The sequence below is a fragment of the Algoriphagus sp. AK58 genome, from assembly GCF_014324365.1.
GTDB lineage: Bacteria > Bacteroidota > Bacteroidia > Cytophagales > Cyclobacteriaceae > Algoriphagus.
Window position 1 is genome coordinate 460302 of record NZ_QEIG01000008.1, and the last position, 13099, is coordinate 473400.

13 protein-coding genes and 1 tRNA gene are annotated in these 13099 nt (G+C 45.5%); 5 read left to right on the forward strand and 9 right to left on the reverse strand.

Features of this window, described 5'->3' with window-relative positions:
* Nucleotides 1–46: 46 nt before the first annotated feature.
* The 5 genes from mltG (at nt 47) to DDT91_RS08815 (ending at nt 4907) form a co-directional block, all read left to right on the forward strand.
* Nucleotides 47–1090 carry an endolytic transglycosylase MltG gene (gene mltG / locus DDT91_RS08795; protein ID WP_187175802.1) on the forward strand — a complete coding sequence of 348 codons (1044 nt, stop codon included), beginning with the start codon at nt 47–49 and terminating at the stop codon, nt 1088–1090.
* Nucleotide 1091: 1 nt separating this feature from the next.
* Nucleotides 1092–1499, forward strand: a complete 408-nt coding sequence (locus DDT91_RS08800; protein ID WP_187175803.1) for a thioesterase family protein — start codon at nt 1092–1094, stop codon at nt 1497–1499.
* A gap of 12 nt (nt 1500–1511) precedes the next feature.
* Nucleotides 1512–2492 carry a YihY/virulence factor BrkB family protein gene (locus tag DDT91_RS08805; RefSeq protein ID WP_187175804.1) on the forward strand — a complete coding sequence of 327 codons (981 nt, stop codon included), beginning with the start codon at nt 1512–1514 and terminating at the stop codon, nt 2490–2492.
* A 79-nt stretch (nt 2493–2571) separates the two neighbouring features.
* Nucleotides 2572–4404 (forward strand): DUF885 family protein, encoded by a 1833-nt coding sequence (locus DDT91_RS08810; protein ID WP_187175805.1) that lies wholly within the window; start codon nt 2572–2574, stop codon nt 4402–4404.
* 418 nt (nt 4405–4822) lie between these two features.
* Nucleotides 4823–4907: transfer RNA gene (locus tag DDT91_RS08815), tRNA-Ser, on the forward strand.
* A gap of 59 nt (nt 4908–4966) precedes the next feature.
* Here the strand turns inward: DDT91_RS08815 and DDT91_RS08820 are convergent.
* From DDT91_RS08820 to DDT91_RS08860, 9 genes are all read right to left on the reverse strand, one after another.
* Nucleotides 4967–5401: a hypothetical protein gene (locus DDT91_RS08820; RefSeq protein WP_187175806.1), complete on the reverse strand. Its 435-nt coding sequence runs from the start codon at nt 5399–5401 to the stop codon at nt 4967–4969.
* Nucleotides 5402–5423: 22 nt separating this feature from the next.
* Nucleotides 5424–5672, reverse strand: coding sequence for an acyl carrier protein (locus DDT91_RS08825; RefSeq protein ID WP_187175807.1), 249 nt, complete (start codon nt 5670–5672; stop codon nt 5424–5426).
* Nucleotides 5669–6889 carry a dihydrolipoamide acetyltransferase family protein gene (locus DDT91_RS08830; RefSeq protein ID WP_187175808.1) on the reverse strand — a complete coding sequence of 407 codons (1221 nt, stop codon included), beginning with the start codon at nt 6887–6889 and terminating at the stop codon, nt 5669–5671. Before DDT91_RS08830 ends, DDT91_RS08825 begins: the two co-directional genes overlap by 4 nt.
* The gene (locus DDT91_RS08835) at nt 6886–7872 is read right to left on the reverse strand and encodes an alpha-ketoacid dehydrogenase subunit beta (protein WP_187175809.1); all 987 of its coding nucleotides are present in this window, start codon (nt 7870–7872) and stop codon (nt 6886–6888) included. Before DDT91_RS08835 ends, DDT91_RS08830 begins: the two co-directional genes overlap by 4 nt.
* Entirely contained in the window at nt 7869–8870 is a 1002-nt protein-coding gene (pdhA, locus tag DDT91_RS08840; RefSeq protein ID WP_187175810.1) for a pyruvate dehydrogenase (acetyl-transferring) E1 component subunit alpha, read from the reverse strand. Before pdhA ends, DDT91_RS08835 begins: the two co-directional genes overlap by 4 nt.
* A gap of 2 nt (nt 8871–8872) precedes the next feature.
* The gene (gene acsA, locus DDT91_RS08845; protein WP_187175811.1) at nt 8873–10594 is read right to left on the reverse strand and encodes an acetate--CoA ligase; all 1722 of its coding nucleotides are present in this window, start codon (nt 10592–10594) and stop codon (nt 8873–8875) included.
* Between the two features lie 428 nt (nt 10595–11022).
* A complete protein-coding gene (locus DDT91_RS08850; RefSeq protein ID WP_187175812.1) occupies nt 11023–11274 on the reverse strand; it encodes a hypothetical protein in 252 nt (83 codons plus the stop codon).
* Between the two features lie 43 nt (nt 11275–11317).
* Entirely contained in the window at nt 11318–12391 is a 1074-nt protein-coding gene (locus tag DDT91_RS08855) for a hypothetical protein (RefSeq protein ID WP_187175813.1), read from the reverse strand.
* Between the two features lie 182 nt (nt 12392–12573).
* Nucleotides 12574–13023 carry a thermonuclease family protein gene (locus tag DDT91_RS08860; protein WP_255502060.1) on the reverse strand — a complete coding sequence of 150 codons (450 nt, stop codon included), beginning with the start codon at nt 13021–13023 and terminating at the stop codon, nt 12574–12576.
* Between the last annotated feature and the right edge of the window lie 76 nt (nt 13024–13099).

Here is a 13099-nt window from a genome sequence, read left to right on the forward strand (position 1 = left end):
TACCCTTTCACCTACCCCCAAAATTTATTTCCTATTTTTGCCCTCTATGCAACTCGAAAAGCGCAAAAAAATCACGCTGGTTCTCCTGATTTCGATCTCGGTACTGGCTATTTCCATGACCTTTTACTTTTATCAGGTCTTCTTCAGTCCTAATACCCTGGTGGAATCCGATCAGCCCTATATGCTGAAAATCCCCACCAATTCAGTTTTCAAAAATGTCGCCGATAAGCTTTACAATGACAAGGTAATCAACGATGCCTTGAGTTTCGGCTTTGTATCCAAGGTCTTGGGCTATCAGGAGGCTGTCAAGCCCGGACTCTATAAAATCGATCCTAAGATGAACAACCTTCAGTTGGTCCGAATGCTGAGGTCTGGAGCTCAGGTCCCGGTGAAGGTGACTTTTAACAATGTGCGAACCAAAGAGGACTTGGCCGAAAAAATCACGGCCAATCTGGAAGTGACCGAAGAGCAGTTTCTCGGGTTAATTCAGGACTCTGTGTATATCCGAAAGTTTGATTTTGAGGAGGAAACCATCATGAGCATGTTTATTCCCAACACCTATGAGTTTTGGTGGAACACCAGCCCTGAGGCACTTTTTGACAGAATGTATAAGGAATATCAGGCTTTTTGGACCGAGGAGCGAAAGCAAAAAGCACAGGCTTTGGGATTGAGCCAAAAGGAAGTCAGTACACTTGCCTCGATTGTACAGGCTGAAAGCCAAAAAGCTGATGAACGACCAAAAATCGCCGGAGTATATCTCAATCGCCTGAAAATCGGCATGGCACTTCAGGCGGACCCCACCTTGGTGTATGCCACAGGAGACTTTACGCTAAAGCGAATCCTCAACATTCACAAGGAAATCGACAGCCCTTACAACACCTACAAAAACACTGGACTTCCTCCAGGCCCGATCAATCTTCCTGACATCAACTCTCTCAATGCGGTCTTGAATGCCGAGAAACACAACTACATGTATTTTTGCGCCAAGGAGGATTTCTCTGGATACCATGCCTTTGCTGTCACCTACAATGAGCATCTAACTAATGCCCGTCGATACCAGGCAGCACTCAACTCCGCAAAAATCTTCTAACATGTTCCGAGCCGAAACCCAAATCCGAGTTCGCTATGCAGAAACTGACCAAATGGGCTACGTGTACTATGGCAATTATGCCATGTATTTTGAGGTAGCAAGGGTGGAAGCCATGCGTTCGGCGGGATTTTCTTATCGGGAAATGGAAGAAAATGGCGTAATGATGCCTGTCTTGGAAAGTCACTTTCGCTACCTAAAACCCGGAAAATACGACGAATTGCTTACGATCAGGACGACAATTCCCGAGATACCCGGTGTCCGAATCAGATTTGAATATCAAGTCATCAATGAAGCCGGAGAGTTGATTACAGAGGGTTGGACGACCTTGGCATTTTTGAAAAAAGATACCCATCAGCCAACCCGTCCACCGGGAAATTTGTTAGCTTTATTGAAACCCTTTTTTACCTAAAATCAGCACTACGTGGTCAAGGAGAAAATTTTCAAATGGAGAATTCGGATCCAGCTTAAGGCAAGGCATTTGAAAAAAATCCATTTCGGAAGTCCCGACAAAAACCTCTATGACGTCATTCGGATTTTTATCCAACAGCTCAAAAAAGACGACATCAATGAGCGGGCTGGTTCCATGGCATTCAGCTACACCATCGCCCTCTTTCCTCTTTTACTCTTTTTGCTCAATCTGGTCCCCTATCTCCAGGATCTTTTTCCGGTGGTCACTACCGAAAACATCCTCTCCTTTGTTCAAAGTATCATGCCCGGAGACCTTTACGAAAACATCGAAACCACCCTGATGGATATCGTATCCAAACCCAGGCAAAGCTTGCTTTCCTTCGGTTTCTTTTTTGCCCTTTTTGCATCTACCCAAGGTGTAGTTTCCATGATGGATTCCTTCAATTCGGTGTATAAAACCAAGGAAAACCGGGGATTCTTTACTACCCGACTCATTGCCACAGCTATCGTGGTAGCTCTTGTCCTTACTATCATCGCAGCCAGTACTGTTATGATTTTTGGAAGCTTGTTTATTGGACAGCTTGACGAACTTCATGTATTCAACAGCAATTTCATGATCTTTTTGTTCAACACACTGAAGTTCTTGATCCTGCTGACCGTCTTTTATCTCACCTCTGCTTTTATTTTCCGATTTGCCCCTGCTATTCATGATAAATGGCACTTTTTCTCTACCGGCGCTCAACTTTCCGGGCTATTGATCACCCTAGCCTTCTATGCATTCATTTTTTATCTGGAAAACTTTGCAAGTTACAACAAACTGTATGGCTCCATCGGGTCTGTAATTGCCCTGATGCTTTGGCTCTATCTGACTTCCATTATTGTTCTGGTATGTTTTGAGGTCAACGTGAGTTTTGACCTTGCGGAAGAAAAACAGAAAATCAGAGAAAACCGGAGAAAAGTATTTTCGGGCAATGTTTCTCCATCCAAAAATTAAACGCTTCAAACCTGAACTTTTTCAAGATGCCTGATAAGTTTCTAACTTAGCGGGAGTCCTTATTACCCAACCCATTCCCATGAACAGATCTATTTTCTCGCTTGCCGTGATTTTCGGATTAGCATTGCTTTTCAGTTGCAGCAAGCCCGAGCCAAAGGCTATCCCAGATGCAGAAATCAATGCTTGGTTTGATGCCGAATACGAGGAACTCCTTCAAATGAGCCCCCTTCAACTCACTACTCAAGGTCGGAAAGACAAATACGATCAAATCGACGACATGAGTGAAGCTGGGGAAGATCAACGTCTCGCTTGGATGGAAGCAAGCGTAAAGGAGATGAAGGAAAAATTCCCCTATGAGCAACTCAGCGCCGAAGCCAAGGTATCCTACGACCTTTGGGAATACCAATATGAAATGGAAAAAGGAGACGTGAAATTCAGAAGGATGAACTACGTCTTCAACCAAATGTCTGGCCCTCACACCATGCTTCCCAATATGCTGATCAATTTTCATCGGGTAGATGAATCCGCTGACATGGAAGCCCTGATCAAGCGATATCAAGAGGCTGGAAGAGCCATTTCTCAATTGTTGGATCGGGCCAAACTGCAGACAGAAGCCGGAGTGAGACCTCCCAAATTCGCCTATGAATATGTCATCCAGCAGTCCAAGGCGCTGCTTCAAGGACAGCCTTTTACCAATGATGCTTCCGAAGCGCCGCTTTGGAAAGACGCCTTGAGCAAAATCGAAAAACTGGAAAAAGAGGGAAAAATCACCCCCGAACAAGCAGAGACACTGCGAGGAAACGCCAAAACTACTTTGACAGAAAAATTTAAACCTGCCTATGAAGAACTCATCGCATGGCTGGAATCCGAACTTCCGAATTTAGAAGAAAAACCAACTGGAGTCAGCCGTCATGAAATGGGCAATGCCTATTATGCTCACCGACTGAAAACCTCCACCACGACCGATTTGAGTGCAGATCAAATTCACCAGATAGGCCTTGATGAGGTAAATCGCATTCAGAAGGAAATGCTTGCGATCAAAGATCAGGTGGGGTTCAAAGGCGATCTAAAGGAGTTTTTTAAATTCATCAACAGTGATCCTCAGTTTTTCTTCCCTGATACAGACGAAGGGCGTCAAGCTTACCTGGATGAATCGACCAAATTTCTGGATGAAATCAAGGGTAAACTTCCCCAATATTTCGGTATCCTGCCCAAGGCAGACTTGGTCGTGAGACGAGTGGAAGCTTTCCGTGAGCAGCCTGGAGCACCCCAGCACTACAACCAAGGCACACCCGATGGTAGCCGGCCCGGGACCTATTACGTGCACCTATCTGACATGAAGGCCATGCCCAAGTCCACCATGGAAGGAGTCGCTTACCACGAGGGAAATCCCGGCCATCACATGCAGGTCGCCATCGCACAGGAACTGGAATCTGTTCCGAAATTCCGTACCCAAATGAATTTCAACGCCTATGCCGAAGGTTGGGCACTATACTCAGAGATTTTGGCTAAAGAAATGGGACAATACCAAAACCCCTATTACGACTTCGGTCGCTTGGTCAATGAAATATGGAGAGCGATCCGACTAGTGGTCGACACAGGAATCCACTCCAAAGGCTGGACTGAGGCCGATGCGATCCAGTACTTCTCTGAAAATTCCTCCATTGCTCCAGGTGCTATTCAGGCAGAAGTTCGTCGCTATATGGTGATCCCCGGACAGGCGACCGGTTACAAAATCGGGATGCTGAAAATTCAAGAGCTTAGAAAACTGGCTGAAGCCGAGCTGGGCGACAAGTTTGATATTCGTCGATTCCACGACCGGATTTTGGGAGGCGGGGCTTTGCCTTTGGATATTCTGGAGAAAGAGGTAAAGCGTTGGATAGCCGAAGAGAAGGGAAGAAGTGCTCAGTGAGCAGTGGTCAGTCGCAGAACGTAGGAGGCAGTCGCATTGATCAGTGAGCAGTCGCAGTGAGTAGTTGGCAAGTTTAAAGTCAGAAATCTGAAAGGAGTTTTTGGCTTCGGTTTTTTGACAACTACGTCATTGCGAGGGATCATTCTGATTATCAAATTATTTTTCAGTTCTGTGATCCCGAAGCAATCTTTGCCTTGTAAGTAATTTATGTCGGAGTCGAAATAAGATTTGAAGTATGAAAGCTAAATTCAGAAATCTGAAAAGTTTGAAGTCCCTGAATAATGCGTTATGATTTAAAAGTATCTCTGAAAATTTTAACCCATAAAAATCAGCGACTTAAAAGAAAATATGGGATAATTCATTGCATAAAAAGAGAATCCCCTTACTTTTGCGATCTCGAAAAGAGAGATCACAACACAGAGGAGTGGCAGAGTGGTCGATCGCGGCGGTCTTGAAAACCGTTGTACCGAGAGGTACCGGGGGTTCGAATCCCTCCTCCTCTGCAACAAAAAAGCTTGGCTATAACCAAGCTTTTTCCTTTTTAACCGATCTCAATCCATTTTCACACACTCTCCTTTTTAAAAAACTCCCTAACAAACGCCAACAGCTGATTTTCGGTGAGTTTATCTGAGTTTTCAACAGACATCCACTTCCCATCAAATGCTTTGTTGTCCTTCATACGGTTTTTGAGTTTTTCCTTCATGGTTCCGGGGCCGAAGAGGAGAATATCTTCAAAATGCAGGAGCTTCTGTTCCATCAGACGGAGATACTCATTGATTTCATTTTGGGCAGTGTTGTTTTTGCGGTACTCGTTATTGGAAGCGTGCTCGGAATTAGGGGAAAATCGGGTGGTATCCTTTCCCTCCCCATCTATTCGCTTGATGCTTTCGTAAGGTGAATCCACCGTCTCCAAGTGTTTGACTTGGCCGCTTTTGAAACCGATAAGATGGGCTTTAGAGTGGTCAATCCACACCCCCACTTGCTTGTAATTTTCCATAGGTTTTTGGGTTTTTGTTAAGTTACTTATTTATACGTTGGTTAAGGTAGGCAATCAAGGACTTCAAATTGGCCGTTTTGCCATAATCCTCCTCGGGTATGTCTACCTGAAGCTTTTCACTGATCGCCACAATAAACTGGAGGGCATCAAAGGAATCGATATTCAAAGCTTGCCGGATATTCTCCTCGGGGTGTAATGCTCTCGGATCAGTTTCTGGCGCTATCCGCCTCAACAGCTCAAATACTACTCCTACTAGTTCCTCTTCTGTCATAAACTTTCTGGATTTTGTAAATGCTTATTCAACGCAGCCAAGAACTTCCCTCCGATCAGCCCGTCAGTTGCCCGATGATCCGCGGCCAAGGTCACATCCATCACAGGCCGTATTCCGATCATCCCCTGTTCAACGACGGCCTCTTCCCTGATTTCTCCAAAACCCACGATACCCACCTGAGGAGGATAGACAATACCAAAGACTTTGTCAGCCCCGCCATCTCCCATATTGGTAATCGTGAAGGTGGATTGGCTAAGCTCCGAACTTCTCAGCTTAAAGGCCCTAGTCCGAGGAATCAAGTCATTCAGGGTTTCCATGATTTCATCCACCGTTTTTACATCTGCATTTAAAATAGCCGGAACCATAATCCCACCCGAACGAAGCGATACCACAAATCCGATGTGGATTTCATTCATCCGCTGAAGCCCGTTTTCCCAAACCGCATTCAGATCGGGAACTTCATCCAATGCTTTGGCTACTGCTTTTATCAATAAAGCCACTGGTAAAAGACGCTTTTGAATGGGCCTTTCCTTATTGGCTTCCTTCAACCAATCCAAAGCTTTGGACATGTCTACCCTTTTTTCCAGATAATACTGTGGTATTTCCCGATGGGAACGGCTCATGGCGGCTGCTACTGCCATTCGAATGGATTCATGGTGCGGAACACTTGGTCTGCTTTGCTCGGGAATTTCGATCTTGGAAGAGGGAGGAGTGACTTCCGGCTTTTCTCTTGAGCTCAAAAAACGTTCAATATCTTCCTTTACGATAGCCCCTTCCGGACCGGTCCCTTGGATGACTGAAACATCCACCTGATTTACCTCTGCCATCTTTTTCGCCAAAGGTGAAATTTTAATCCTTTCTACTGAGGCTCGAACAGGGGTGGAAACTTTGCTTTCAGAAACACTCAACTTTTCGGAACTCGGAATTGGAGCTTCCCAGCTTGAAGGTGGTATTTCCACCACAGGAGATTCTTCACTTTCATCTTCCTGATTAATCAAGGCAATCACCGTCCCCACCGGGACTTTTTGTCCTTCGCTCACCAGGTGTTTCTCCAAAATACCTTCCCCAAAAAACTCAATCTCAATCAGGCCTTTTTGAGTCTCCACATCCGCAATAATTTCCCCACGAGTCAATTTATCTCCCGGTTGTTTTCTCCATTCTGCGAGGGTTCCGTCTTCCATATCCGCCCCCAAACTCGGCATTTTAAAAGAGATCATGGCTTTAACATTTTTTTGACTCGACTCACGATATCCTGAACTTGAGGCACGGAAGCATCTTCCAAATGCTTGGGATAAGGAATGGGCACTTCCACTCCGCAAAGACGCTCTACGGGCAAATCCAACTCGAAAAAGGCCTTTTCCATGATTCTGGAACTGACCTCTGAAGAAATGCTCACCGATTTCCAGGCATCCTCCACGATCAAAGCCCGATGGGTTTTAGCTACGGATTGCAGGAAAGTGTCCTCCTCCAAAGGACGCAAAACCCGGAGGTCCACCACTTCCACATCCATTCCTTCTTTGGCTAGCAAATCGGCTGCTTCCAGGCATTTGTAAACTCCTGTTCCATAAGTAATCAGACTGAGATCTTTTCCTTCTCTCCTGATTTTCGCCTTCTGAATATCCACTTTTCCGGCATCACCTGGGATAGAGCCTTCCAAATTGAGCATGGAAGTATATTCAAAAAGGATAACCGGATCCGGACTTTCCAAAGCCGAAAGCAACATCCCCCTGGCATCCTCATGAGTCCCCACAGACAACACAATCAATCCGGGAACATGCGCAAAAAAAGGCTCCCAACTGTGAGAATGCTGGGCAGCCAATTGCCGGCCGATTCCACAGCCCATCCGGATCACGACGGGAACATTCACCTGCCCCCCTGACATGTGTGAAAGGGTAGCTGCATTATTAAAAATCTGATCCATGGCCAAAAGGCTGAAGTTTATAGTCATAATCTCCACAATGGGCCGCATGCCAGCCAAAGCAGCTCCTATGCCCGCTCCGGTGAAACCCGATTCTGAAAGCGGCACATCCATAATCCGATCCGGGCCAAATTCCTGCAGCAATCCCTTGCTGACCGCAAATGCACCTCCGTAGTGTCCCACGTCCTCTCCCATCAGAAAGACCTTTTCATCCTTAAGGAGGGCCTCCCGAATCGCTGATTTCAGAGCCTCTCTGTAGGTCAACCTGATTTCTTGGCTCATATAGCTGCCTTTTCAGAGTAAACAAACCGATCCAATTCTTCCACCTTTTCCCAAGACCCGTTTTCCGCAAAATCAATGGCTTCCTGAACCTGCCTCTCCGCCTCTGCCTCCATTGCCTCGATTACTTTTTCAGTGATTAGCTTTTCCTTCAAAAGAAAAGCTTTGAACTGAGGGATGGGATCCTTTTTCTTCCACTCCTCCACTTCGGACTTTTCCCGGTAGAGTTCAGCATCAAACATGGAATGTGCCCTGAACCGATACGTGTAGCAAACCAAGAAATAAGGCTTTCCCGTCTCCCGAATGTAAGCCACCGCCTTCTGGACTTTAGTCATGACATCCAGCAAGTCCATTCCATTGGCCACATCGGTTTCTATTCCGTATGCCGGGCCTTTCTTTTCCAAATGCTGTTCGGAATGGGTGAATTTCAGGGCTGTTCCCATGGCATACAGGTTGTTTTCACAGAGAAAAAGAACAGGTATCTGCCACAAGGCCGCCAAATTCAAAGATTCATGAAACTCTCCCTCAGCGGCCGCCCCTTCTCCAAAAAAACAACAGGTGACATTTTTCTTTCCCTGTTTTTTGGAGGCCAAAGCCATCCCAACCGAAAGAGGCAAATGGCCTCCAACTATGGCATTGCCGCCAAAAAAGTTTTTACTCGAATCAAACAAGTGCATGGAACCTCCCCTGCCTCTGCTGCATCCCTCCAGCCTACCGTACATTTCTGCCATAATGGATTTGGGTTCTACCCCCCTGGCAAGGGCATGTCCATGTTCCCGATACGTACTTAACACATAATCTTCCTCCTGTAATGCTTGGGAGACTCCGACCGCAACTGCTTCTTCACCCACACAGAGGTGCAAAAAGCCCCGGATTTTGGTTTCCGTATAGACCTCGGCCGATTTTTCTTCAAACCTCCGGATCAGTGTCATCTGGTGAAGCAGTCGCAGACCTTCAGCTTTTGTGAGGGAGGGTGCAGGATTTGATTTGTTCAGACGCATAGTCAATTCGTTTTTTCTAATGTGGACAAATCTCCTTCCGGTAAACCTAATTCTCTGGCTTTTAACAGCCTTCGCAAAATTTTGCCGCTCTTGGTTTTAGGTAGATTTTCTACAAATTCAATCTCCTTGGGAGCCACCGCTGGTCCCATAGCTTTTCGACCAAAGCCTATCAGCTCGAGTCTCCTTTCCTCATTCGGCTCAAAACCTTCCTTTAAGACCACAAAGGCCTTGACCAGTTCTCCAATCGAAGGCTCAGGCTTTCCGATGACAGCGGCCTCGGCCACGGCTGGATGCTTCATCAGATTGCTCTCCACCTCAAATGGACCGACCATGTGTCCGGAAGTTTTGATGATGTCATCCGCCCTTCCAACAAACCAGAAATACCCATCCGGATCTTTTTTGGCCAGGTCACCACTCAGGTACCAATCCCCTTTGAAGCATTTTTGATAGCGCTCCTCCTCATGCAGGTAGGTTCTAAAAATCGAGGGGAAATTCCTTTTCAACACTAAATGCCCTTGTTTCTCCGGTTCGGCAAGGAGCCTCAATTCATCCCCTTCCATTTCTGCAATGCCTACTTCCACACCCGGAAGTGGCTTACCCATCGATCCGGGCTTGACTTTCATGGAGGGATAATTCGCAATCATAATTCCACCGGTTTCCGTTTGCCACCAGTTGTCAAGAATAGGCATACCGAAAGCCTGCTCTCCCCAAATCACTGCCTCTGCATTGAGTGGTTCCCCTACACTGAGCACCAAGCGCAATTGGGACAAATCAAATTTTTCCCTTGGGACGATACTCATCCGCATCAGTCTCCGGATGGCCGTTGGGGCTGTGTACCAGATATTGACCTTTTCCTTTTCCAAAATGCCATACCATCTTAGGGCGTCAAATTCCTCTTCATCTACAATGCTGGTGACCCCATTGACCAAAGGAGAAATGATTCCATAAGAAGTCCCTGTTACCCATCCCGGATCAGCGGTGCACCAAAAGACATCTCCGGGTTGGAAATCCAACACGTATTTGCCGGTGATGTAATGAGTAAAAACGGCCTTGTGAACATGGATGGCGCCTTTGGGCATTCCGGTGGTACCACTGGTGAAATGCAGCAAAGCAGGATCTTCCTCCTTGGTAGGAGGAATTTCAAATTCAGTAGAAGCTTGATTCATCCACTTTGGGAAAGAAAGCGTCCGATCATCCCAATCCTCCTCAACATCGATCAAGAGTACATATTTCAGAGCAGGAAGCCTTCCCAACAAATCCTTGATTTTCTTCAAAAAAAACTGTGAGGTGGTGACCAACACGGTCCCTTCTCCTTTGCTGAGCCGCTGAAAAATGGGCTCGGGACCAAAAACTGAAAAAAGCGGGCAATAAACTCCTTTGAACTTGAGCGTCCCGAGAGCTGTGAGGAAGAGTTCTGGAACTCTTCCCAGAAGAGAAAACACCCGCTCCCCTTCCAGCAGTCCCAACTTGAGCAAGACATTAGCAAATTGGGAAGTCAGGTTTTTTAATTGCCCGTAGGAAAGATCCTCATAAGAATTGTCTTTTCGAATGACCCGAATCGCCAGTTGCTCTTTTAAATTTCCATCTGCATGTCGGTCCACTGCCTCATAGGCAATATTGATCCCTTTTCCTCCGGGCAAGCCAGTCAATTGCCGGGTTTCATTAGTCCAATCAAAGTGTTGATAGGTGCTGGAATAGTCTTTTAAATTGGGCTCTTTTCTCATGCCTTTAGGTAAAAGAAGTTAGTTATCACCTCACAGACCGACTCCCGACTATTGCCGAACCTGGTTTCGTTTTCATTATCATCAGAAAATGAAAACTGAAGAAAACCCTGTAAATTGAACTCTATCCGATTTCTCCTCCGATCCACGAATCGGTTCTTTTTACGCTTTTGCCATCCCCGGCAAAGAACCCCGAGTTTCCACCAATGAATTGAAAATCATCAAAATCCGGTAGTTGATATTAACCATTTTGTTTAAAAGAAAAAAGGAAGAAAAGGCATAAAAATGAATTATTTAAAGAGCATAAATTCGCTCTAATCAAAGTCCATACGTATGAAAAATAAAAATAAGCACAAATGACTTTTAGGTTCCCTAATTGGCTTTGATTCTCTCAAAAAATAGAGTTGCTTAAGAATCCAAACAGAAAAAAATCAACAAACTCTGCCTTCTGAATAAAGGTCATAAGCAGCTACCAAGGTCTGAGTAGCTGGAGATTCCCCATACTTTTCGTAGCTGTCGATATCGCTTCTTTTTTCCACAAACACCGGCAAGTATTTTCCTTCTATCTCATCCCAAACAATCAGCAGATAAGAATAGGGAATCCGACTGCTACGCCCTGACTCAAACCAAGACTCAAAAAGTGACTCTGGAAGGGATTTGGGGTAATCTGGGCTGTCGAACATGGAAAAGACTTTAGATTATTGGCTGGCAAGTTAAAACTAATTGCTATTTCCTACTGCCCCAAAGACCAAAAGGAATCTCCTCTCCTCGGTTTTTTGCCTTTTCTCTCACATCCAGATGAAAAGTAAGCGACTTCAACCGTCCTTCAGGATCCATTACTTCCCAACCTGTCAGATACTTAGAAGCCTCCAAATCTGTCAGAGCGTAATATTTTTTCACCAGCGGTTCTTGCCTTGATTTGAACCATTCCCACGAATCTGAAAAGGTATCCGCACTTCCTCCAACAAGGGGCTTGAGATGATAAGGAACCCGGTAACCCTCCTCTGCCTTCAGGATATAATGGACATACTCGTGTTCATTTTCAATAATGATCTTTTCCCCATCCAGAATGACTTCCATCAGCACTTCCTCGGGCAAGTCCAGATTTAGCCTCCAAGACTCTACCACCAGAGATCGCTCCCATTTTTCAAAAAATAAGAGATAGGACTTCAAACCCTGATAAAAACCGAAAAACGCATTCCATCTCAAAAGCCTTCCAGGCATTTCGGATTCACTGTGTAGAATAAATTCAAAAGTGGGCTGATAAAGATCCAACCAATGCTGAACCTCCTCCATATCAAAAACCTCTCTGCCTTCTTTTAGCTCCTTCTGAGCCTTCAGGGCAATTTCGGTATGAAGGATCTCGTCGGGACTGAGGTAATAGCCGAGTTTTTCGTCATCATAAATAGTCAAATAAACCTTGCTCCCATACCACTCTTTGGGTTGATGGCATCGAAGAAAACTACATTCAAAAATATCCCGGATGCAGTGATCCCGAAGATCTGCTGTCGGCTCTATGATAAAGCGTAAATCCAGGTAATTGAGCGTATTATTTCCTACAAATCGATAAGCTGTCCGGATAAGATCGGGGTTACAGTTGAGTTCGCAGCAATTCCCCGGCTCCACCTCCAAGTGCTCATCCCCATCTTCCCTAAACTCCCTAAATAACTCCTCCATCTTTCTAATAAAGACTGCCTGAGGCACATCCTGATAGGTCTGATCCGGATCGAGCAGTTCACCCAAAAGCTGTGCATCCATCTTGGAAAAAGCGTTTAGCACTTGATTGAGGTAGAAATCCATAGGAAGAAAAGGTTGATAAAAGGGAGTACAATCAACCCAATTCAAAAGAAAATAGAAAGACAATCGGGGCCTGTTATCTTTCTTTTTCGGACGCAGATTGTCCTAAAAATTTCAATAAAAAATACAGTGATCTGTACCCCTATGGACCCGCTGTCAAAACAAAAAATAAATCTCCCAAAAACTTACCTCCACAGCCCCCGTCTCGCGCTTCTGGCTTCCCGTTCTAGTTTCTGAAACAACTCCTGATACCGAACATTGGGCGGATAGGTGGTAGCGCGGGCATAGCCCTCCTTGATCAAAAATGCATTGACCATAGTTCCGGATTCCAGATAGGCATAAGCCAAAGTCCGTTTGTAGCGATCGTATTTTTGCACATCAAACTCCAGCCTCACCTGCTTATTCAGTAGCAACTGTTTGGCAAAGGCGCTTGCCTCCTTGCCATAAAATTCCACATCCTTGTTGCCGGTTTTTCTCGATTCCGGAGAATTGATCCCGATAAGCCGGATTTTTTCTTCCTTTCCTGATGGATGAGTCACCCAAAACGTATCTCCATCAGACACTTTGGTCACCAAAAGTAGTCCTGTTTTACTTTGCGCTATTCCTGTGAAAGGAGAAATAACGGTAAGAAGCAAGAATATTAAGAATAGAAAATGGGACGGTTTAGACAGATTCATAGCAAAAGCTACCCAAAAATGAGTGCTGAGGTTT